Here is a 21,205-nt window from a genome sequence, read left to right on the forward strand (position 1 = left end):
CGTCTCGATACTCCGCTCAAAGAAAAAGCCGCAGATGCGGCTTTTCTCTCGTACGAACAGACGACGTCAGAACTCGTATCGCAATCTGAAGTCGGCTGTGTGGGAGGTGTAACCATTGGCAGCGTTCAAGGTGTAGTTCGCAGCCAGCGTCAGATTCTGGCTGCGCGCCAGCGTGGCACCCAATACCAGTACTCCGGTATCTGTCTGACCTGTCGAACCTCGCGTCGTGAAACTGGTTGCGCCGCTGGTATCCGCCGCGAAATTGGCGACCGACTGCACGCTGGTATCGCGGAACTCGTGCCGCCAGATCAACTGCAGCTGTGGCGTGATCTCGCCATATGAGGTCTTCACGGTATGTTCCAGCTTCGCGCCCAGGGCACTCATCAGGGAAGTGGCACTCGTGGCGTCGACACGCAGGGCGGTGGTGCCGCCGGTTTCCGTATAGGCATCCTGGCGTAGATGGCTATAGGTCAGGCCCGTGATCGGCGTGAGTGTCGTCATGGCGGCGAGCTTGACCGGAAAGCCAGCCAGCGCCGATGCAATATATTGCGAGCCCTCGAACCTGGCCGTCGCGTTGTCGCTGAAGCCGGTATAGCTGACGCTGCGCAGCGTATTGTATTTTTGCTGCACGACGCCGCCTGACAGGTTCAGGTACCAGCGTTCCGCCGTATAGCCGCCGTAGCCGAGCAGGCCGTACCCCTTGATGTCCGCCGAGCTGCCGGTATTGTCGCCGGTGGAGTCGACCGAAGTATTCGCATAGTTGACCAGGCCGCCGATGGTCCACTGACGGTTGAGTTCGGTGTCGACGCCAATCAGCAGGCCACTGTAGTCCGCACGATAGCCACTGACGTCGCTACGGTCGTCCTGACGTGCGCGGCCTCCGAATACCTGACCCCACAAGGCAGTATTGCTGCCTTGTTCGCCGGTCGACACACCGCTGCCGGTGGCCTGCGCGGTGCGCAAGAGATCGGTACGGGACGATGCAACGTCGACCACCGCTTGCGTGGGTGCCTGTGCTGACTGAACAGTCGAAGCCGTACTTGCGGCGGGGCTCAGTTGCGCCCCGGCGCGGTTGGCTTCCGCTGTGGAGCCAAGAGCCGCTGCGGCATTGAACATGTGGAGCATGGTCGCATTGGTACCGCCATAGCGGAACAGACCGGACAAGGACGAGATGGCGTCCGGCGTGGTTGCCGCAATATTCGGTGTCGTTGCGATGGGTGCCGGTGTGGGAGTCGGCGTTGGAGTCGGGGTGGGCGTAGGTGCAGGAATCGGCGTGCCTAATGTGACGACCAGATCAGTCTTGGTGTTGTCGTCGCTGTCAGTGACGCTCGTGCCGATGAAGCCGCCACTGTAACCATCCGCCGAATAATTCAGCGCACCGGCGTTGAAGTCTGCATTGCCATTGCTTGCCTGCGCCACGACAAATCTCTGGCCTTGTGCGAAGGCATAGCTGCCGAGTTTCTTGAGCGCGACAGAGGCGCCTGCATTGAATGTCGCGACGCCCGATATCACGAGTCGCCCATAGCCACTGTCGGCGCTGACGACACCGGTCGCCGCGGCCCCGTTCGCTACGCCGATGTTCAGGGTTGAGCCGGCGTTCTGGGTGTAGTTGCCGGTGATGTTGATCGTGTTATTGACTTGCAGCGTTCCGCCGGAATGGGTCACCGTGTTGCTGCCGACATTGATATGGTCGTTCAGGATCAGGTTGCCTGAACTGAAGACCAGATTCGATGAAGTACTGGTGATGGTGCCGATGCTGCTGCCTGAGCCAGTCAGCGTGCCGAAGGTCGATCCCGTACCGCCAGTGATGGTCAGGGGCGAACCGGATGTGCCCTGGATGTTGCCGGCAATGGTGCCGCCATTGTTGGCGATCGTGCCAAACACCCCCTTGAGGGCAAAGCTGCTGCCGCTGATGAGCCCTGTGTTCGTCAGCGTGCCGATCGTGCCCGCGCTGCTGAGGATCGCGGTCGCGCCGCTAATGGTGCCACCGGCATTGTTGATCAGCGAGGTGATGCTGGCCCCGGAGACAAGCTTGATCCCCAGGGTGGCTCCGGTGATATGGCCGGTGTTCGTCAGCGTGCCGATTGTGCTGTTGCTGGCCGAGATCGCGGTCTGACCATTGATGGTGCCGCCTGTGTTGTTGAGCAGCGAGGTAAGGTTGGCCCCGGAGAGGAGGCTGATCCCCGACGTAGTTCCGCTGATCATGCCGGTATTCGACAGTGAGCCGATCGTACCGGCGTTGCTGAGGATCGCGGTCGGGCCGCTGATGGTGCCGCCGGCACTGTTGATCAGAGAGGTAATGCTGGCCCCGGAGACGAGCTTGATCCCCAAGGTGGTTCCATTGATCTGGCCGGTATTCGTCAGCGTGCCGATTGTGCTGTTGCTGGCCGAGATCGCTGTCTGACCATTGATGGTGCCGCCAGTGTTGTTGAGCAGCGCGGTGAGGTTGGCCCCGGAGAGCAGGCTGATCCCCAGGGTCGTTCCGCTGATCAAGCCGGTATTCGACAGCGAGCCGATCGTACCTCCGCTGCTCAGGATAGCGGTCTGGCCACTGATGGTGCCTGTGAGGGTGCCGCTGACGTTATTGAACAGCGAGGTGATGCGGGCTCCTGAGCCAAGACTGATGCCCGATGTCGCTCCCGTGATCCTGCCCGTATTTGTCAGCGTGCCGATGGAGCTCCCTGCACCACCGGACAGTGCCACCCCTGTGCCGGTGATTCTGCCGCCGTTATTGTTCACTGTCGAAATGGTGCCGCTATTCAGGACGCCGATGCTTCCACCACTGATCAACCCGCGGTTGGTCAAGGTGCCTGCGAGCGACCCGGTTGCCTGCACTTGCGGACTCGAAGGGCCGTTGAGGGTCCCGTTATTGGTCAGACTCAGATTTCCACCGGCCCAGGTCAGGCAAGTTGAGGTCGGGCCGGTCACCGTGGCGTTGCTGCTCAGGGTTATGCATGCTGCCCTTACTTCGGCAGATGCCATCATCGCCAGCGCTGAGGTCAGAGCCACGCTCATCAAGGAGCGTTGGAAAGGGAGAGCTTGCCTTGGCTGGATTCTTGTATGCATGTGTTTCTATGAGCTCTTGATTGGTTGCGGGCACCTGCGTCTTCACGTCTATCGACCTCGCCGCCGCATTCTGAAGACCGTTTTTGATGCAAAACAAGGACTGCGCATGGAGACTGTGGTAATGCCGGGATTTGGCGCCTTTTTCGAGCTTTGCACGGATGGCTGCTCTGCCCGCACACCCACTAGACTCTTCGGCTTGCGTGTCTTGACCGCTGTGGAGCACCTTTGAGCAAGACTAACTATCCTGTCGCCTCGCCCCTCACGGTCGACGAGGCGCTCAATCAGGCTTACGCGCACTGGAATGCCGGCCAGGCGCAGCAGGCCGAGTATCGTTGCCTGCAAGTGCTGCAGGTCATTCCGCATCATCCTGATGCGCTGCACCTGCTGGGCTTGATCGCACACGCCTATGGCAAGCTCGACCTCGCCATTGAATATCTGCGCAAGGCTTGCCTGTCCCCCGTCGTACCTGCCACGTATTGCAGCAACCTGGCAGAAATGTGTCGCCAGAAGGGCTTGCTGACAGAAGCGGAACAGGCCGCTCGTCGAGCAGTGGAACGAGAGCCGCAACTGGTTGCAGCCTGGAACAACCTGGGCATCATCCTGCAGGAAAGCGGCAAGTTCGAAGCGAGCCTGGAATGCCTGCAACGTGTCGTGTCGCTACAGCCGGACAACGCAGAGGCGTACAACAACCTTGCCAATACTTACAAGCGCATGGGGCAGCTGGAACTGGCACAGACGGCCTACCAGCGTGCGCTAGTTCTGCGCCCCGACTATGCCGAGGTGTACAGCAACCTCGCATATCTGCTGAACGATCGTGGTCAATTCGATGATGCCGTCGCGGCTGCGCAGCGCGCCATCGATATCAACCCGCAACTGGCGGATGCGTACTTCAATCTGGCCCAGATCGAAATGTCGCGCATGCGTTATGCCGATGCCCGCCGCTGGATCGATGCCCTCATTGCATTTGCGCCACAGCATGCTGGTGCGCTGACCGCACGTGCCCAACTACTGCTGAAAAGTGACCAGCTTCAGGAAGCGCTTGCGTACGCGCGCCAGGCCCTGAGCATCGCACCTGACAATGCCAATGGCCACAATGTGCTGGGGCAGGTCTTGCAGGCACTGGGTCAGCACGACGAGGCCGGAGTCTCTTTCGAGCGCGCTGCCGCGTTGCCGGGGACGATCGCCGAAGAAGCCCTGGTCGGGCGTGCGTTGCTGTTCATGGAAGCCGGACGTAATGACGATGCAATAGCTGCTTTTGAACTTGCGCTGGAGCGTTTTCCCGGTTCGGCGCGCGCCCTCGCCGCGAGCTCCGATACCAAGACCTACCGCAGTGATGATCCGGATATTGCTGCCATGGAAGCCGCGCTTGTTCGTGAGCTGACGCCGACGATCAGTGAGCAGATGAGTCTGCATTTCGCGCTTGGTAAAGCCTATCTGGATACCGGCAATTCGGAACGCGCTTTCTTCCATCTGAACAAGGGCAACGCCATGAAGCGCGCCACGTTCAACTACGACGCGGCGCAGACCAGCGCCTGGATGCACAAGATTGCTGCGGCTTTCACCCCGGCACTGATGGAAAAGTTCAGGAATGCTGGCGTGGCCTCCCAGCGGCCGGTGTTCATCGTCGGCATGCCTCGTTCCGGCACGACCCTGGTGGAACAGATCCTGGCATCACACCCCGGTATTCACGGCGCGGGAGAACTGGGCGCCTTGCGCCAGGCCGTTGAACGAGCCGGCGCGTTTCCCGATGCGTTGGCACACTGGGACAGCGAGGCCTTTGCGCGAATCGGGCGCGACTACCTGACACATACAGACGGCCTGGCGCCTGATGCCCTGCGCCTGGTCGACAAGATGCCGGGCAATTTCCTGTACGCCGGATTGATACCGCTGATTCTCTCCGGCGCACGCATCATCCATTGTCGCCGCGACCCGGTGGATACCTGCCTGTCCTGCTACAGCAAGCATTTCATGGGCGAACAGTTTTTTGCCTATCGCCTCGATGAACTGGGCGCCTTCCATCGCGACTATCAGGTTTTCATGGAGAGCTTGCGCAAGGTCCTGCCGCCAGAGCGTTTCCTTGAAGTCGACTACGAAAGCGTGGTGGACGATCTGGAGGGCGAAGCGCGACGCCTCATCGCTTTCGTCGACATGCCATGGGATGACGCTTGCCTGAGCTTCTACAAGACGCGCCGCGTGGTGCGTACCGCCAGCGTGAGCCAGGTGCGGAAACCGATTTATGCGACCTCGAAGGGCCGCTGGCATCGCCATGCTTCGCAGCTTGGCCCCTTGCTGGCGGCGTTGGGGGTAGCTCAGCCTGCTGAAGAGGCGCGATGAGCGCGCAGGCGGGAGCCACATTCGACTACGACGCGATCTTTCAGCAAGCAGCTGCCTTGCTCAAGGAAGCGCGTTTCGAGGAAGCCGAGGCACTGCTGCGACCGGTATTGGCAGGCGGATCGGGCCCTATCCCGCTGTGGAAGCAATTGGTCTATGCCATTCGCCCGCAAGGCAGGTTCGAGGAAAGCCGGCAGATACTGGAAATGGTCGTACAGACCACGCCAGGGGACATGGGCGCCCGGTTCGACTTCTCGGAAATCCTGCTCTTGCAGGGCGAGTTCACTCGCGGTTGGCGTGAATACCGTTTCCGCTACAGGCTTGACCATACGCTCATGATCGAGCGGCACATGCAGAAGCCGCGCTGGGAAGGCCAGCTCATCAGCGGCAAGACCTTGCTGATTCACGATGAGCAGGGTTTCGGCGACACCTTCCAGTTCCTGCGTCTGGTGGCCCGGGCGCGCGAGCGTAGCGGCGCCCGTGTGATTCTGGAGGTCAATGCCGAGAGCCTTGCGTTGGCCAGACGCTGTGCGGGCTATGACGAAATCATCGCGCGAGGCACGATTCCGCCGGCGTTCGATTTCCACTGTGAGCTGATGAGCCTGCCCATGGCCCTGGGCCTGCAATTGAGTGACCTTCCAGTGAGCGCGGGCTATCTGAGTGCCGATCCTGCGCGCGTCGAGGAATGGCGTACACGCCTGGCCGCCTTGCGACGTCCCCTGGTCGGCCTGGTGTGGGCGGGACGGCCAGCGCACGGCAATGACGCACGACGTTCCATGACGCTGGCCGACTTTGCGCCACTGGCCCAGGAAGGAATCAGCTTCGTTTCGCTGCAGAAAGGCCCGGCGGCAGCGCAAAGTGCGAACCCGCCAGAGGGAATGGCGCTGGTTTCGCTGAGCGAGGAGATCCGGGATTTCGATGACACGGCAGCCATCATGACACTGCTCGACGTCGTGGTATCCGTAGATTCCTCGCCCGTGCATCTGGCGGGCGCCCTGGGCTGCCCCGCGTGGGTGTTGTTGCCCTTCCTGCCGGACTGGCGCTGGTTGTTGCAGCGTGAGGACACCCCCTGGTATCCGTCAGTACGCCTGTTCCGGCAGCAAAGACGCGGGGAGTGGGGGCCTGTACTGCAATCCGTTTCCGCTGCGCTAGGCGGATTGCGAGACGGTGTGGCATAAATCGCCTGACTGATGATGCTAAAGGCATGCAAGAGTGTCTCTTGATTTCCGCAACCTGACCGCCACTGCGCATGCTTTGACTGCCGCTGACCGTCGTGCCCATTACGGTCACGACGGGGCCGTGCTCTGGCTCACCGGCCTGTCCGCATCAGGCAAGTCCAGTCTGGCGATGGCTCTGGAGCAGGCGCTCACCAGACTGGGCTACTCCTGCTACGTGCTCGATGGCGACAATATCCGCAGCGGCCTGAACGCCAACCTCGGCTTCAGCGCAGAAGACCGAAGCGAGAATGTCCGTCGTGTCGGCGAGGTCGCGGCCTTGTTCGCTGACGCCGGCTTGATCTGCATCACGGCGTTCATCTCCCCGTATAGCGCAGATCGCGCCCGGGCGAGAGCGCGTTGCAAGCAGGCGTTCCATGAAATCCATATCGCAGCGGATCTGGCAACCTGTGAGGCACGAGATCCCAAAGGGCTGTACAGGAAGGCGCGCCTTGGCGAGATTGATGACTTCACCGGAATCAGCGCGCCATACGAGGCGCCTGAACATGCAGAGTATGTAGTCGCCAGTGGCGCTGAACCATTCGATGAAAGCCTGGAGAAGCTGCTTGCCTATGTGAAGGCGGCACTGCCTCTCGGGCGGTGAAGCGCTCATGAAGCTACAGGAAACGTCTGTATTGGCATTCTGTGCCGCGATGTGCGCACTGATATCCGCTTGTACGACGGATCCACGTACGCACGCGAATGCGATCGCCCAGGCAGCCGATTTGCGTCGTGAGCAGATAGCGGCCGGGGCATTTCTGCTTACGACTTATGTGCGTCTTTCTGATGTCGGCCTTCCGCTCACCGTGTACATCGAAGGTGATGGTCTGGCCTGGCAAACGCGAAATCAGCCCTCGGATGATCCGACCCCGCGCAAGCCGATGGGGTTAAGACTGGCCGCTGCCGATCGCAGTGCAAATGTCATCTACCTGGCGCGGCCGTGCCAATACACCCCACTTGGTGACAGTCCGTATTGCAACGTCACGTACTGGACCGGCAAGCGTTTTGCCCCGGAAGTCGTCGCTGCGATGGATGAGGCCATCACGCACTACATGGCTCGAATGCCCGGGCAGCGCGCGAACCTCGTCGGCTACTCCGGAGGTGCTGCAATTGCCGTCCTGCTCGCGGCCCGGCGCCATGATGTAGCGTCGTTGCGCACGGTGGCGGGCAATCTCGATCATGATGCCGTCAATCGTTTTCATCATGTCGCCCTCATGCCGGATTCGCTCAATCCTGCCGACGTTGCGACAAGCGTGGCGAACATTCCACAGATCCATTTCGCCGGCTCGGACGACACCATCATCCCGCCGATGATCGTGCATGGTTTCGCCAGCAAAGTTGGCGCGTGCGCGCAAGACAGGGTGATCGAGGGCTTGTCGCACGAAGGCGCATGGGATGTGCTCTGGCCGCAATTGTTGGCTTTGCGGCCCCGCTGCGCTCCGGAAGAGGCGTCGCGATGACAGCATTCCGTTACAGCCGGAGTCCGGGATTGTCCAGCTCATCCTCCCGCGTGCTCCTTGTCCTCAAGTGCTGGCCGCTTTTAGCTATCAAGGAGAAGTACATTCCTGATAGCGCGAAGGGATGCTCAGGCTGACTTCGCAGACGCGGCGGCTACGCCGCTGAGCAGGCCGCAACCGCCCTGCGCAAGCCTTCAGGACATCGCGGAATGGCTTGCACCCAGGCCCGCCAGCCGCTCGGAGATCCTGACCAGATCCGCCAGCGAACTGGCCTCCATCTTCCTCATGACGGAAGCACGATGAAGCTTGATGGTGATCTCGCTGAGGCCGAGCTCGTAGGCGACCTGCTTGTTGAGGCGACCCGCCGTCACCAGCTTCATGACCTGGCGCTCCCTGTCGGTCAGTGCCTGGAAGCGCTCCACGATGGCCGAGAAACCGTACTCCGCGTGGCGTCTTGCGGCATCCCGCTGCAGGGCGGAGTTCACCGCATCCAGCAGGTCCTGGTCACGGAACGGTTTCGGCAGGAAGTCTATCGCCCCGGCCTTCATGGCCTGGACGCTCATGGAGATGTCCCCATAGCCGGTCATGAAGACCACCGGCATGTGGATGGCGTGGGAGGCGAGCTGGGACTGGAATTCGAGGCCGCTCATGCCGGGCAGGCGTACGTCGAGCAACAGGCAACTCTGGACGTCGGGTTTCGCGCTGCCGAGAAATTCGGTGCACGACTCGTAGGTTCGCGAGTCGAGATTGACCGAGCGCAGCAGGCCGGCCAGCGCCCCTCTGAGGGAGGGGTCGTCGTCAATGATGTGAACCATCGCGCATGCCATGGCACTCACTCCTGGCCACGCCCTGCAGGGGCCGTGGCCTTTTCGATCCAGAACAGCAGGTCCGCCGCGTTGAAGGGCTTGGACAGGAAGCAGACCGCACCACGCGCCATGGCCCGTTGGCGCAGGGCATCTTCCGGGAACGCCGTCATGAACAGCACCGGAAGGTCGGGTTGCCGGTCCTTCAGGGTCTCCTGCAGATCCAGCCCGCTCATGCCTGGCATCTGGATGTCGGTGATCGCGGCATCGGCCTTGCGCGCCACGCCCTCGTTCAGGAAGGACTCCGCGTTCTCGTAGAGGCGGACGTCCAGCCCCGCTGAACGCAACAGGCTGGACACACCATTGCGGATGGCCCGGTCATCGTCGATTACGGCAATTATCTTTCGCATGCTTCTTCAGGGGGTGCCCACAGGCAAGGTGATCTTGAACTCGGTGCCCACCCCGACTTCGCTTCTGACTTCGACCCATCCGCCATGTGCCTCGATGCAGGACCGCGCGATCGCGAGCCCGAGTCCCATGCCGTCGCCCTTCGTCGAGAAGAAGGGGTCGAAGATCTCTTCCAGGACTGCCGGCGGAATGCCGGGCCCGGTGTCCGTGACGGTGACGGCGGCGCCCTTGCGGTCGCGACCGGCATGGATGGTCAGGAGGCGGGGATGGCCCGATTCGCTCATGGCCTGGATGGAGTTGATGCAGAGGTTCACCAGCGCTTGCTGGATCTGGATCGGATTGCAGCGGGCCCTGATCTCGTGGTCGACCAGCAAGGTGACCGCGACGCCATGGCGGATGGCCTCGTTCTCGAACAGGACGGCGGTGTCGTTGATCAGGCTGCGCAGATCGATTTCCGACGACACGCCCTTGGCACGCGTGAAGTAGGACTTGGTGTGCGCCACGACTGTCTGCGTCCTCTCGATGGCATTCACCGCCGCCTGTGCGGCGTCACGCGCCTCGCGAAGGTCGGGCGGATCCCGGTCGAGCCAGCGCAGGCAGGCTGCCGAGTTCGCCGCCACGGCCGCCAGGGGGGAGTTGATCTCGTGCGCCAGGGTGGCCGCCAGCGTCCCTGCCGTGACGATACGCTGCGCCCGGGACAGGTCTTCCTGGGCCTTGGCCAGCTTCTGGGCATCACGCTTGTACTCGGTGATCTCCAGCATGCTCACCATGATCTGGCGATAGCCTTCCTGGTCCGACGGAATGGCCGCCGTCACGTAGCAATCGAAGGCCTCTCCGTCCAGCCGCCTGACGCGGTTCTCGCCGACATACACCCTGTCTTCCGAGCAGAACGCCGCCAGCCACCGGGGGAACGACGCGAAGCTGCCCGGCACGACCTCGTGCAGCTTGCCGATCAGCCGCGACGGATTGTCCGCACGCATGAGGTAGCAACCATGCAGGTTGACGTCGGTGATGAGTACCTGGGCGTGCAAGGCACGCGCTTCGTCCGGGCGGTCCCGGTACCAGCCGACGATGTCCTCGACGCCGTTCTTCCGCAGCGCCTGGATCGCCTCGGCGACCGCTGACCAGTCCTCCTGCCAGATCGATACGCCAGCCCGACCGAACATGTCCTGGTAGCGGCGTTGCATCTCCACCATGTCACGACGCATCTGCGCGTCGATCCGCCATCCCTTGATGACGAACGCGGTGGCGATCACGAAGGCGATGAGGGACAGGAGCGTGATCTCCGACCGGAAGCCATCGTGTTCGGCGAACCAGGTGGTCGACGCGCCCAGCGTCGCGAGCAGCAGCAAGGTGCAGCCAACCAGCCACACATGCTCCGGCCCCCACACCATGCGCTTCGGCATGGGCCCCAGCTGCGGCGGCTGGGCCAGGGAGTCGCTGCGAATCGCCTTCGCCAGTGGGGGATTGCTCATCGAGCCTGCCGTCCTGTGGATCGTTGCAAACCAGTAGTGGGAACAGCAAGCGAGCCGCGGCCCCCTGCACACGAATGCGACGTCGGGCCTGCTTCATCATGGGAGGCCCGACCGGGCCGGACAACTATACTTTGGTTCAGCCCGGCCCCGCCTCCACCCTCGCACGTCCCCCCGCCTGATCGCAGGCTCCGCGGACGCTCTCCTCCCCCGACTCGCGTGACCCCCTCGCACCTATACCAACGTATAGGTGTTGTGATCTCTTGGGTGGTTGAAGCTGCAATCCGCCACGGCAATACTCCAGCAGCCGGAATGCCATCCATGCAGGAGCGCTTCCTCTCTGCGCAACCCTCGGTGTTGGCGGGATTCGCGACAGACCGGTGCAGCGGCCACGAAGCTTCATCGGTCCGGATTGATCGCACGGCTTCAGATGACAACGTTGGGGGGTGCGGACCATGACGTCGGGGAACACACGGGACCATGCGGAAGGATGCGCTGGGAGTCCGGACGACGCCATGATCCATGCGCGGATCTGGCGACCGCGTGCGGCGCCCCGCGCAATCGTCGCCATCTGCCAGGTGCCCGGCCAGCGTGCGGAGCGGTGCGCCTGGCTGGCGGAGCAGCTCGCCTCCCGCAGGTTCTCCGTCTACACCCTGGGCCCGGCGGAGAGCGGTGAGCACGCCGTGCCCGGCCTCGCCGGAATGACTACCCATGAGCACGTGACCAACATGGCCACGCTGCTCCAGCAGGCCAAGGCCCTCGAAGGGCAGCTGCCCGTCTATCTGCTCGGTGACCGGCCCGGCGGAGCCGTGTCCAGCGTCTTCGCGCTGGACACCTTCATCAGGGGATTGAGCCATGCCTCGCCGCAGGCAGCGCCACCCCGGCGGGACGATGATGGCCCGGCGCAGACGATGGCTGCTTCGACCCCCGACCAGGACCGGTGGAAGTGCCAGTTCAGTCACGTCACCCTGCCGGTGCCGGTTGCGCGGGGCACCGGCACTCATCCGGGGCGATCACGTGGTGACGATCCGGCTGAAAAGACAGCGGTATATGGCGACAAGACGCTTCGCCTCTACCACGGGCTGTTCCGCGACCTGCTCGGCCCCCACGAGCAGGGCAGAACCCTTTCCGAAGTCCGGCAATGGATCGAGGAGCGGTTGCCGCTGGCCTCCGGGTCTTCGGACGAGATTACCGGCAGGCCGGGAATGGCGATCCCGCTGGGTGGCCGGTAGCTGATGGCTCAGGGATGCAGCGTCCGCAGATCCTTGCCTTTCGTCTCCGACAGCAGCAGGGCCGCGGCAATCACCATGCCGTAGGCCACCACGGCGAACAGGGCAATCGCGTTGGTGACGCCGAAGGTAGTCGCGGCCCATCCGATCACGGCCGGTGAGAAACCCGCCAGACCGCGCCCGCAGTTGTAGCAGAAGCCATGACCGGCGCCGCGGGCCTCGGTGGGAAACAGCTCGGCCAGCGTGCTGCCGATGATGCCGTACATGCCGGTGGTGACGAAGCCGAGCGGAAGGCTGAGCAGCAGGAAGGACATGCTGGCCAGTGGAAGCTGGGCATAGACCAGCACCAGCACGATTCCGCTGAAGGCAAACAGGCCGAGCGTGATGCGACGACCGGCCCTGTCGCCCAGGCAGGCCCCGGCGACGTAGCCCAGGAACGAGCCTGCAATGAGGGCGGCAAGGTAGGGAAGGCTGCCGACCAGGGTCAGGCCCCGCTCCGCCAGCAGCACGGACGGCCACCAGGTGGCGATGCCCCAGTAGCCGCCATGCACGCCGATGGCGAGGACGGTCCCCTTCATCGTCGCCGCGAGATTCCTGCCGGAGAAGATGGCGGTCCACCGCAGCTTCGTCTGCGGGGCCCGGAACATGGCTGGTTCGACAAGGCGGCCACGCAACAGGTAGATCGCTGCCGCGGGCAGCAGCCCGACGAAGAAGAGCAGGCGCCACGCCTGTTCATGCGGCAGGAGCGACAGCATCACCGACGATGCCGCGGCGGCAATCGCCCATCCGAGCGACCAGCCGCTCTGCGCCAGCCCGACCAGCCGGCCCCTCGACCTCGCGGACGCCACCTCGCCGAGAAACACCGCGCAGACCGCGAGCTCGCCGCCAAGGCCGATCCCCTGCAGGACGCGTGCGGCGAACAGCTGTTCGAAGTTGCTGGCCAGCCCACAGAGACAGCTTGCCGCGGCAAACCACAGGACAGTCAGCTTCATCACCCTGACGCGCCCGAATCGATCCGCGAAGTAGCCGGCACTCCAGCCACCGAGCGCGGACCCGACGAGCACGGCAGTGGCCAGCATGCCGCCCTGTGCATGGCTGAGGCCCCACAAGGCCATCAGCACCGGAAGCACGAACGCGTACACCTGGATGCTGAGGGCATCCACGGCGATGCCACCGTACACCGTCCAGAACGCACGGCGCTCGTACCCTGTGCTGAACAGACTCCACTGCGATCCCTGTGCTTCCAAGCTGCCTCCCGGGGCTGGTTTCCCTTGTTGTTGTCCTGGTGGCCAGCACGTGAAGCTCGATGCTCGGCTCTTCCGTGCTTGCCACGGCGGGAGTGTGCCTGAGCTTGTGCCGGACAAGCGGCGCAGGACGCGGATCGGTCAGCGGGGAGGGATACAACAGGAGGATTGCGGCACCGGCGGTGCCACAGGCGCCAGTGCCTTGCCTACGGATTGCCAGAAACCGGCGAGCGGACGGCAGCACTGCGGACGTGCGGGCATGTGCCTGTCGCGACGGAGCGCGGGCCGTGAGGCGACGACTCCGCGACGACCGCGTCAGGAAAGGCCCGCGCCGACCCAGGAAACGATGCCGAGGGTGCGAGGTGTCAGGCAGACTTCGACGGCGCCACCGGCTTCGTCACGGCGCGCGCCGATTCGCCGACCGGCAGATGGCCGAAGATCGAGGGCACGCATTCGCGCCTGAGCCAGGAGACGTTGAGTGGCTCCGGCGACAGCACGCGCTTGACCAGCGGCACCGCCTGCTCGCCCAGCAGGATGCCGAGCAGGCCCACCAGCGCGATGACCGGCGGCGCGGGCGAGCGCACGTTGAGCACGCCGTAGATGACGCCGACCAGCACACCGGCGCCCAGTGACAGCAGGTACATCTTCATGACGGATCTCCTGGCAGACCGGGGCGCCGGATGGCGCGCGGTCGGATCGGGCGAGAGTCTGGTATCCGTCGTTGTCCGCAATGTGGCAGGGCGGTGCGCGCACATGTCAGATGCAATGCAGCCTGCTGCGGTCGCGCCTCTCGCGGGAGTACGTCTGGCGGGCGCAGGTGTGGCGGAACTCAGCCCTCGCGATCCAGCGCTTCCGCCAGGCTGTGCGCCAGGTCGGCCAGCGCGAGGGGCTTTTTGAGGATGCGGTCGGGCGGGAAGTCCTCCGACTGCCGCGCGGCCAGGTCGCCGATGTAGCCGCTCATCAGCAGCACCGGGATTTCCGGCCGCATGCGGCGCACCTGCTCGATCAGCGCGGTGCCGGTCATGCCCGGCATGCGCTCGTCGGTCAGCACGGCATCGAAGCCGGCCGGGTCCTGGCGGAAGGCCTCCAGCGCGATCAGGCTGCTGCCGAAGGACGAGGGGGCGTAGCCGAGCTCCTGCAGGGTTTCCTCGGTGAGGCGCAGCAGGGCTTCCTCGTCGTCGACCAGCAACACCCGCTCGCCACGGCCCTGCGGCAACAGCTCGCGCGTGTCGACGCTGCCGGCTTCGGCTTCACCGCACCACGGCAGGTACACCGCGAAGGTGCTGCCCATGTCCGGCACGGTGCGCACGTCGATGCCGCCACCCACGTTCAGCACGATGCCATGCACCAGCGACAGGCCGAGGCCGCAGCCGACACCGACCTCCTTGGTGGTGAAGAAGGGGTCGAAGATGCGCTCCAGCACCTCCGGCGCGATGCCGCTGCCGGTGTCGGCGACCTGCAGCACGATGTAGCGGCCGGGGGGCAGCACACCCGTGGTGATGATGAGCGCGGCGCTGGCGTCGCTCACCCCCAGCGTGACGTCGATGGTGCCGCCGGCAGGCATGGCCTGCATGGCGTTGGTGACGAGGTTCATCACCACCTGGTGGATCTGCGTGGGGTCGCCCTGCATGGCGGCCACGCCGGCGTCCAGCGCGGGGTGGATGCGGATGTGGCGCGGGCGGGTGGCCTCCAGCAGGTCCAGCGACTCCTGCACCACGGCTTCGACGTGCACCGCCACGCGTTCGATGCTGCCGCTGCGGCTGAAGGCGAGGATGCGGTCCACCAGCGAGCGGCCGCGCTCGCCGGCGCTCATGATGTTGTCCAGGTCGCGGCGCAGGCGGCTGCCGCTGGCGGCGCCGCGCAAGGCCATCTCGCCGTAGCCGAGGATGACGCCGAGAATGTTGTTGAAGTCGTGCGCGATGCCGCCGGCCAGCGTGCCCATCGCCTCCAGCCGGCGCGCCTGCTGCAGCGCGGACTCCGTGCGCTTCTGCACGTTGATGTCGCTGATCGACCCGATCATGCGGGTCGCCGCGCCGCTGGCATCGCGCAGGCAACGGCCGCGCAGGCGCACCCAGCGCGTGGTGCCGTCGTCGTTCATCAGGCGCCAGTCGCCGCCGAAATCCGGCACCTTGCCGGCGAGGTAGCGCGCCTGCAGGTCCTGGTAGGCCTCGAAGTCTTCCGGATGCATGCGGTACACCTGCCGCCAGGCTTCGCGCGGCCGCGTCGTCTCGCCGACCGGGATGCCGAAGATGACCTGCGCCTGCTCCGACATGAAAACCGTGCCGCGCTGGATGTCCCAGTCCCAGATGCCATCGGAGGAGGCGGACACCGCCAGCGCGAAACGCTCCTGCGATTCCTGCAGCGCCTCCTCGGCCAGTTTGCGCTGGGTGACGTCGGTGGAGATGCCGCTGACACGATGGGGAGAGGCGTCGCCGTTGGCGATGAAGGCCGCGCGCTCGTTGATCCAGCGGATGCTGCCGTCGGCGCGCTGCAGGCGGAACTCGATGTTGTAGGCGCTGCTGCCCTTGCCGTGGATGCCGCGGGTGAAGGTCTCCACCACCATTCCGATGTCATCGCGATGGATGACGGACGTCCACAGCCGCGCGTCGCGGTACAGCTCCTCGACGGTGTGGCCCCACAACTGCTCGAAGCTGGGGCTGCAGTACAGCACGCGCTCCGGGTGCAGGTCGGTGATCCAGATGACGTCGGGCGTGGTTTCCGCCATGCGCCGGAAACGCTCCTCGCTGTCGGCCAGCGCGCGGTCCATATGCTTGCGCTCGATGGCCAGCGCGGCGAGATGGGTGAAGTGCTCGACGATGGAGCTCTGGTAGGGCGTCGGCTCGCCGACCTCGCGCGACTGCAGCACGAACATGCCGAGCATCTCGTCCTGCGAGGAGGTGATCGGCGCGCAGACCACCGCCTTGAAGCCGAAGGGGATGGCCACCTCGCAGTACTCCAGCCAGCCCTTGCTGTGGGTGATGTCCGGAATGACGATGGTCTTGCGCTTCTGGATGGCGGTGGCGCAGGGGCCGGCGTACAGGCTCATCTTGCCGTTGCCGGTGGCCGCGATCAGCGCGTTGAGATCGTCGATGAAGGCGCGCGGCAGGCCCGGCGCCATGAAGTCCGACACCGTGCTGCCGTCCTCGTCGAGCAGCCACACGGAGGCCGTGCAGCCCTGCAGCATCGCGTCCACCCTGCGGCAGGTGGCGTCCAGCGTGGCTTCGAGCGAAGCGCTGCGCGCCAGCATCTCCAGCACGGTGCGCTCGGCGGCCAGCAGGTCCTCGGCACGCTTCAGGTCCTCGATGTCGATGCTCTGGCCGTACCACTTGACCAGGCGTCCCTCCGCATCATGGAAGGGCATGGCGCGGAACAGGAACCAGCGGTAGCTGCCGTCATGGCGACGCAGGCGCGCCTTGGCCTCGCCCGCCCGGGCGGAGCTGAGCACGCGCTGCCACGCGCCGACCAGCGTGGAGCGGTCGTCCGGGTGGATGGTGACCTGCCAGCCCCAACCGGCGCTGTCCTCCATGCGCGTGCCGGTGTACTCCAGCCAGCGCTGGTTGAGGAAGTCCACGAAGCCGTTGGGCAACGCGCTCCACAGCAGGCCCGGCGCCTGGTCGACGGTGAGGTGGAACTGCTTGGCCTCGGCACGCGCCTTCTGCAGCTCGGCGGCGCCCTGCACCAGCGGGTTGCCGGCATCCATCACTTCGTTGATGAGGCCGACGTGCTCGACGCAGCCGCTCTCCGCGGTGACCGGCTGGGCGCTCACGCGCACCACCTTGACCGCCTCGTCGCGCATGAGGAAGCGCCACTCGTAATCGAAGCCGGTGTGGTCGCGGGTGGCCGTCGCCAGCACGGTGCCGATCTCCGCCTGGTCGAAGGGCAGTGCGCGCTGGAACAGGTAGGCCAGCGTGGTCGGCGGTGCGGCCGGCGGCAAGTCCATGAGCGTCCACGCCTCGTCCGACACGAACACCCGGCCCGTGGCGGAATTCCAGCGAAACGCGACGATCCCTTTCATTCGAAGCTCCAGCCGACGGCTACATCCCGATGGTTCATTCCCCCGCGCTGCCCGGTTCTGTCGCCGGATCTAGCGCACCGTCTCCGTTCGCTCCACGAACACGTAGCCCGCGCCGCGCTCGGTGCGGATGAGTTCGCCGTACTCCTTGCCGGGGCGCAGCTTGCGCCGCAGGCGGCCGACCTGCACGTCGATGGCGCGGTCATACACTTCGTCGTTGTGCAGCCGTGACAGCTCCAGCAACTGCTCGCGGCTCAGCACGCGCTGCGGCGCCGCCAGGAAGGCGGCCAGCAGGTTGAACTCGGCATTGGTGAGCGGCACGGTGTCGCCCATCGGCGTGGTCAGCCTGCGCATGCGCACGTTGAGTTCCCAGCCTGCGAAGCGGTAGGCGCGGATGCGCGCCAGTCCGTCCGCCACCGACTCCTGTCCCCGTGTCCGGCGCAGCAGCGCACGTACCCGCGCCAGCAACTCGCGCGGCGAGAAGGGCTTGGTGAGGTAGTCGTCGGCGCCCAGCTCCAGGCCCAGCACCCGGTCGGCCTCTTCAGTCTTGCCGGTCAGCATGATGATGGGCACGTCGGAGTCGTCGCGCAGGCGGCGGGTGATCTGCATGCCGTCCTCGCCGGGCAGGCGGATGTCGACGATCAGCAGGTCGACGTGGCGGTTGGCCAGCACGTGTTCGATGTCGCGACCGTCGGGCAGCGCGGTGACGCTGATCCCGTTGTCCTCCATGTAGTCGACGATGAGCTGACGGATCTGGGCGTCGTCGTCGATGGCGAGGATGTGGATGGGGCTGGCGGGTGATGGCAGCTTCATGGGTCCATTGCCCGGGCTGGAGGGGGTTGCGACGCTGCAATGGAATCACACATCAGGTAAGCGGTAAACGTGACCAGATGTCATCTGACACACTGCCGGCGGCCACGCCACTTTCGGCGCCCGGGTGATCCACGCCCGTACCGCATCCGTACACCAGGAAACACATGATGGCGGAGGGTGACGATGGCCATGGCGCGCGCAGTGAATTGGGTGGAACAGGGCCTCGTGCCCGACAGCGTCGTCCGCATGGGCATCCGCCGCCTGCTGCGGGAGCGGTTGGCGGAGGTCCGTGCCGACGACGCGGAAGCGGCTGCTGCCCTGGGCGAAGTCTTCTTTGCCGACCTGTCGCAGGCACCGCTGGCGCCACTGCCGGAGAAAGCTAATGCCCAGCATTACGAGGTGCCGGCGGCCTTTTTCGCCGCCGTGCTCGGCTGGCACCGCAAGTACAGCTGCTGCTTGTGGGACGCCTCCACCCGCACGCTCGACGACGCCGAGGCTGCCGCCCTGCGCGCAACCTGTGAGCGGGCCGGGCTGGCGGACGGCCAGCGCGTCCTGGAACTCGGTTGCGGCTGGGGCTCGCTGAGCCTGTGGATGGCGGAGAACTACCCGCATTCGCAGATCACCGCCGTGTCCAACAGCGTGTCGCAGCGCCTCGCCATCGAGGAACTGGCGCGCCATCGCGGGCTCAGCAACCTGCAGGTCATCACGCAGGACTTCAACCACTTCGACACGCCGGAGCGCTTCGACCGCGTCGTTTCAGTGGAGATGTTCGAGCATCTTCGCAACTGGCCGACTGCATTCCGGCGCGTCGCCGGCTGGCTGGTACCGGGTGGCCACTTCTTCATGCACGTGTTCGCGCACGGTGGCGCACCGTACGCATTCGTCGAGCGTGATGCCAGCGACTGGATGAGCAGCCATTTCTTCTCGGGCGGCATGATGCCGAGCGACGACCTGGCGCTGCGTTGCCAGGACGACCTGCGTCTGCTGCAGCGCTGGCGCTGGGATGGCCGTCACTACCAGCAGACCGCCGAGGCCTGGCTGACGCGCATGGATGAGCGGCGCGACGAGATGGCGCCGCTGTTCGCCGCCACCTACGGACAGGACGCCGAACGCTGGTGGATGCGCTGGCGCCTGTTCTTCATGTCGGTGGCCGAGCTGTTCGGCTTTGACGAAGGGCAGCGCTGGTGGGTCAGTCACTACCTGTTCGAGAAGCGACCCTGAGGCACGCTGCCATGCATGACATCAGCTCCTTGTGGAACAGCGCCGCCATGGCGCTGGCTGGCATGTTGGTGCTGACGGTGATGGGCTGGGTGTGCAGCCTGGCACGGCACGATGCGAGCCTGGCAGACCGCATCTGGCCGCTGTTTTTCGCGCTCGCCGCAACGACCGCAACGGTCGTCCACCTGCCGCTCACCACGCGCGGCGTCTGCCTGCTCGCGTTGGTGACGGCCTGGGCCCTGCGGCTCGGCGTCTACATCACCTGGCGGAACTGGGGGCACGGCGAAGACCGTCGCTACGTACAGATGCGCGAACGTCATGGCAAGGCCTTCACGTGGCGTAGCCTCTACCTGGTGTTCGGCCTGCAGGCGGTGCTCGCCTGGGTGATCAGCGCGCCGCTGCTGACCGGCATCGCCAGTCGCGCACCGCTGACCACCGTGGACATGTTTGGCATGGCGCTGGCCGTCTTCGGCATCCTCTTCGAGACGGTGGCCGATGCACAGCTCTCGACTTTCAAGCGCGATCCCGCGCATCGTGGCCAGGTGATGCAGGGCGGTCTGTGGGCCTACAGCCGGCACCCCAACTATTTCGGCGAGGCCTGCACCTGGTGGGGCTTCGGCCTGGTCGCCTGCGCGACCGGGTACTACTGGACGCTGCTGTCCCCGCTGCTGATGACGGTGCTGCTGCTACGCGTGTCCGGGGTCAGCCTGCTGGAGCAGGACATCACCGAGAGGCGGCCGGCCTATCGCGAGTACATGGCACGTACCAACGCCTTCATTCCGGGGCCGCGCCGTAGCGGGACCTCGCGCGGCAGATCGACATGAGCCGCGGCGCGTGCTGCCTGCTCGCACTGGCCAGCGTGTTCCATGCGCCGGCCAGCCGGTGCGAGGAGTCACCCCTCCAGCCGCGGCAATGGGACTTCGCGGTGATGCTCGACGGCAAACCCATCGGGCGCCATCGCTTCCTGCTGTCCAGCCTGGACAACGAGCCCGGCGGATGGCAGCTGAGCAGCCGGGCCGAGTATGACGTGCGTATTCTCGGCATCACCGTCTACCGCTATCAGCACGAAGCCCGCGAGCGCTGGCGCGAGGGCTGTCTGAGCGCACTGTCGTCGACGACGGATGACGACGGGACGGTCTCGGTCGTTGACGGCCGGCAGGACGGCACGGCCCTGCGCATCACCATGCAACGCGACAGGGAACGGCAGATTTCGACGGTGGCGGGCTGCGCGTTCAGCTATGCCTACTGGCACCCCGCTCTGCGCAGACAGTCAAGGCTGCTCAATCCACAGACCGGCAAACTCGACACCGTGAGCATTACGACCGGGCGTAGCACCGCGCTGACCGTCGCCGGGCAGCCGGTACCGGCGACGGGTTGGCAACTGCAGGGGCCGGAGGGGCCGCTGGAAGTCTGGTACGACAACCGCGGCGAGTGGATCGGGCTGGATGCCCTCGTGTCCGGCAAGCACGCGCTGAGCTACCGACTTCAACCCTGAAACCACCACGATGAGCCGACAGCCATGACATCCCTGCGCCCCTACATGATCGCCTTCGCCGCCACCGCCGCCGTGTTCCTGCCCCTTGATGCCGCCTGGCTCGGATTCATGGGCAGCCGGCTCTACCAGCCGGCACTCGGCCTCCTGCTGGCCCCCGAGCCGGACATGCTGGCAGCGGCATGCTTCTATCCGCTGTACCTGATGGGGGTCGTGGTGTTCGCGGTGCGGCCGACCGTGCGCGACGAAGCAGCGGCTGTGAGTGCCCTGCGCGCTGCCTTCTTCGGACTGGTGGCCTATGGCACTTACGACCTCACCAACCAGGCCACGCTGCAAGGCTGGCCGTGGCGGCTCACGGCGATCGACCTGGTGTGGGGAAGTTGCCTCACTGCGCTGAGCGCGATGGTGGCGCGGCACGCGGTGCGCTGAACCTGATTGACGGCGCC

17 protein-coding genes are annotated in these 21,205 nt (G+C 65.0%); 9 read left to right on the plus strand and 8 right to left on the minus strand.

Annotated elements, in window-relative coordinates; translation table 11 throughout:
• Positions 1–66: 66 nt before the first annotated feature.
• Complete coding sequence (locus tag VVD47_RS11925) at positions 67–3,015, minus strand: autotransporter outer membrane beta-barrel domain-containing protein (RefSeq protein ID WP_327603687.1); 2,949 nt, start codon at positions 3,013–3,015, stop codon at positions 67–69.
• Positions 3,016–3,291: 276 nt separating this feature from the next.
• Here VVD47_RS11925 and VVD47_RS11930 point away from each other — a divergent pair, with 276 nt between their 5' ends.
• From VVD47_RS11930 to VVD47_RS11945, 4 genes are read left to right on the plus strand one after another with little or no spacing between them, the layout of a single operon-like run.
• Positions 3,292–5,400, plus strand: a complete 2,109-nt coding sequence (locus tag VVD47_RS11930; protein WP_327603688.1) for a tetratricopeptide repeat protein — start codon at positions 3,292–3,294, stop codon at positions 5,398–5,400.
• Positions 5,397–6,575, plus strand: a complete 1,179-nt coding sequence (locus tag VVD47_RS11935; RefSeq protein ID WP_327603689.1) for a tetratricopeptide repeat protein — start codon at positions 5,397–5,399, stop codon at positions 6,573–6,575. Before VVD47_RS11930 ends, VVD47_RS11935 begins: the two co-directional genes overlap by 4 nt.
• A 34-nt stretch (positions 6,576–6,609) precedes the next feature.
• On the plus strand, positions 6,610–7,215 hold the full coding sequence (gene cysC, locus VVD47_RS11940) for an adenylyl-sulfate kinase (RefSeq protein WP_327603690.1): 606 nt from the start codon (positions 6,610–6,612) through the stop codon (positions 7,213–7,215).
• A 7-nt stretch (positions 7,216–7,222) separates the two neighbouring features.
• Positions 7,223–8,071 carry an alpha/beta hydrolase gene (locus VVD47_RS11945; protein WP_327603691.1) on the plus strand — a complete coding sequence of 283 codons (849 nt, stop codon included), beginning with the start codon at positions 7,223–7,225 and terminating at the stop codon, positions 8,069–8,071.
• Between the two features lie 191 nt (positions 8,072–8,262).
• On the opposite strand, the gene VVD47_RS11950 is transcribed toward VVD47_RS11945, so the two are convergent.
• The 3 genes from VVD47_RS11950 to VVD47_RS11960 are packed head-to-tail and all read right to left on the minus strand — an operon-like array spanning position 8,263 to position 10,754.
• Positions 8,263–8,883: a response regulator transcription factor gene (locus tag VVD47_RS11950; protein ID WP_327603692.1), complete on the minus strand. Its 621-nt coding sequence runs from the start codon at positions 8,881–8,883 to the stop codon at positions 8,263–8,265.
• 17 nt (positions 8,884–8,900) lie between these two features.
• Positions 8,901–9,281, minus strand: a complete 381-nt coding sequence (locus VVD47_RS11955; RefSeq protein WP_327603693.1) for a response regulator transcription factor — start codon at positions 9,279–9,281, stop codon at positions 8,901–8,903.
• A gap of 6 nt (positions 9,282–9,287) precedes the next feature.
• Complete coding sequence (locus VVD47_RS11960) at positions 9,288–10,754, minus strand: sensor histidine kinase (RefSeq protein ID WP_327603694.1); 1,467 nt, start codon at positions 10,752–10,754, stop codon at positions 9,288–9,290.
• Between the two features lie 512 nt (positions 10,755–11,266).
• On the opposite strand from VVD47_RS11960, the gene VVD47_RS11965 reads away from it, so the two are divergent.
• Positions 11,267–11,983 carry a hypothetical protein gene (locus VVD47_RS11965; protein WP_327603695.1) on the plus strand — a complete coding sequence of 239 codons (717 nt, stop codon included), beginning with the start codon at positions 11,267–11,269 and terminating at the stop codon, positions 11,981–11,983.
• Positions 11,984–11,991: 8 nt separating this feature from the next.
• On the opposite strand, the gene VVD47_RS11970 is transcribed toward VVD47_RS11965, so the two are convergent.
• The 4 genes from VVD47_RS11970 to VVD47_RS11985 all read right to left on the minus strand — a co-directional run bounded on the left by VVD47_RS11970 (position 11,992) and on the right by VVD47_RS11985 (position 18,049).
• On the minus strand, positions 11,992–13,161 hold the full coding sequence (locus VVD47_RS11970) for an MFS transporter (RefSeq protein WP_327604646.1): 1,170 nt from the start codon (positions 13,159–13,161) through the stop codon (positions 11,992–11,994).
• Positions 13,162–13,589: 428 nt separating this feature from the next.
• A complete protein-coding gene (locus VVD47_RS11975) occupies positions 13,590–13,874 on the minus strand; it encodes a XapX domain-containing protein (protein WP_327603696.1) in 285 nt (94 codons plus the stop codon).
• A 179-nt stretch (positions 13,875–14,053) separates the two neighbouring features.
• Positions 14,054–17,239, minus strand: coding sequence for a PAS domain-containing protein (locus VVD47_RS11980; RefSeq protein ID WP_327603697.1), 3,186 nt, complete (start codon positions 17,237–17,239; stop codon positions 14,054–14,056).
• Positions 17,240–17,308: 69 nt separating this feature from the next.
• Positions 17,309–18,049, minus strand: coding sequence for a response regulator (locus VVD47_RS11985; protein WP_327603698.1), 741 nt, complete (start codon positions 18,047–18,049; stop codon positions 17,309–17,311).
• A gap of 183 nt (positions 18,050–18,232) precedes the next feature.
• On the opposite strand from VVD47_RS11985, the gene VVD47_RS11990 reads away from it, so the two are divergent.
• Genes VVD47_RS11990 through VVD47_RS12005 form a run of 4 tightly spaced genes read left to right on the plus strand, consistent with a single transcriptional unit; the run spans position 18,233 to position 21,188 of the window.
• Positions 18,233–19,270, plus strand: a complete 1,038-nt coding sequence (locus tag VVD47_RS11990; RefSeq protein WP_327603699.1) for an SAM-dependent methyltransferase — start codon at positions 18,233–18,235, stop codon at positions 19,268–19,270.
• An 11-nt stretch (positions 19,271–19,281) separates the two neighbouring features.
• Positions 19,282–20,091 carry a DUF1295 domain-containing protein gene (locus VVD47_RS11995; protein ID WP_327603700.1) on the plus strand — a complete coding sequence of 270 codons (810 nt, stop codon included), beginning with the start codon at positions 19,282–19,284 and terminating at the stop codon, positions 20,089–20,091.
• On the plus strand, positions 20,088–20,762 hold the full coding sequence (locus tag VVD47_RS12000; RefSeq protein WP_327603701.1) for a DUF6134 family protein: 675 nt from the start codon (positions 20,088–20,090) through the stop codon (positions 20,760–20,762). Before VVD47_RS11995 ends, VVD47_RS12000 begins: the two co-directional genes overlap by 4 nt.
• Positions 20,763–20,786: 24 nt before the next feature.
• A complete protein-coding gene (locus VVD47_RS12005) occupies positions 20,787–21,188 on the plus strand; it encodes a DUF2177 family protein (RefSeq protein WP_327603702.1) in 402 nt (133 codons plus the stop codon).
• Positions 21,189–21,205: the final 17 nt, after the last annotated feature.

The organism is Uliginosibacterium sp. H1, assembly GCF_036017065.1.
In the GTDB taxonomy this organism is placed as follows: Bacteria; Pseudomonadota; Gammaproteobacteria; order Burkholderiales; family Rhodocyclaceae; genus Uliginosibacterium.

What these genes read in the sequence shown, in the direction of transcription:
- VVD47_RS11995 (WP_327603700.1), top strand. Translation starts at nt 19,282, where the DNA reads ATGCATGACATCAGCTCCTTGTGGAACAGCGCCGCCATGGCGCTGGCT.
- VVD47_RS11925 (WP_327603687.1), bottom strand. Translation starts at nt 3,015, where the DNA reads ATGAGCGTGGCTCTGACCTCAGCGCTGGCGATGATGGCATCTGCCGAA.
- VVD47_RS11935 (WP_327603689.1), top strand. Translation starts at nt 5,397, where the DNA reads ATGAGCGCGCAGGCGGGAGCCACATTCGACTACGACGCGATCTTTCAG.
- VVD47_RS11990 (WP_327603699.1), top strand. Translation starts at nt 18,233, where the DNA reads ATGGCCATGGCGCGCGCAGTGAATTGGGTGGAACAGGGCCTCGTGCCC.
- VVD47_RS11980 (WP_327603697.1), bottom strand. Translation starts at nt 17,239, where the DNA reads ATGAAAGGGATCGTCGCGTTTCGCTGGAATTCCGCCACGGGCCGGGTG.
- VVD47_RS12000 (WP_327603701.1), top strand. Translation starts at nt 20,088, where the DNA reads ATGAGCCGCGGCGCGTGCTGCCTGCTCGCACTGGCCAGCGTGTTCCAT.
- VVD47_RS11955 (WP_327603693.1), bottom strand. Translation starts at nt 9,281, where the DNA reads ATGCGAAAGATAATTGCCGTAATCGACGATGACCGGGCCATCCGCAAT.
- VVD47_RS12005 (WP_327603702.1), top strand. Translation starts at nt 20,787, where the DNA reads ATGACATCCCTGCGCCCCTACATGATCGCCTTCGCCGCCACCGCCGCC.
- VVD47_RS11960 (WP_327603694.1), bottom strand. Translation starts at nt 10,754, where the DNA reads ATGAGCAATCCCCCACTGGCGAAGGCGATTCGCAGCGACTCCCTGGCC.
- VVD47_RS11945 (WP_327603691.1), top strand. Translation starts at nt 7,223, where the DNA reads ATGAAGCTACAGGAAACGTCTGTATTGGCATTCTGTGCCGCGATGTGC.
- VVD47_RS11965 (WP_327603695.1), top strand. Translation starts at nt 11,267, where the DNA reads ATGATCCATGCGCGGATCTGGCGACCGCGTGCGGCGCCCCGCGCAATC.
- VVD47_RS11975 (WP_327603696.1), bottom strand. Translation starts at nt 13,874, where the DNA reads ATGAAGATGTACCTGCTGTCACTGGGCGCCGGTGTGCTGGTCGGCGTC.
- VVD47_RS11950 (WP_327603692.1), bottom strand. Translation starts at nt 8,883, where the DNA reads ATGGTTCACATCATTGACGACGACCCCTCCCTCAGAGGGGCGCTGGCC.
- VVD47_RS11985 (WP_327603698.1), bottom strand. Translation starts at nt 18,049, where the DNA reads ATGAAGCTGCCATCACCCGCCAGCCCCATCCACATCCTCGCCATCGAC.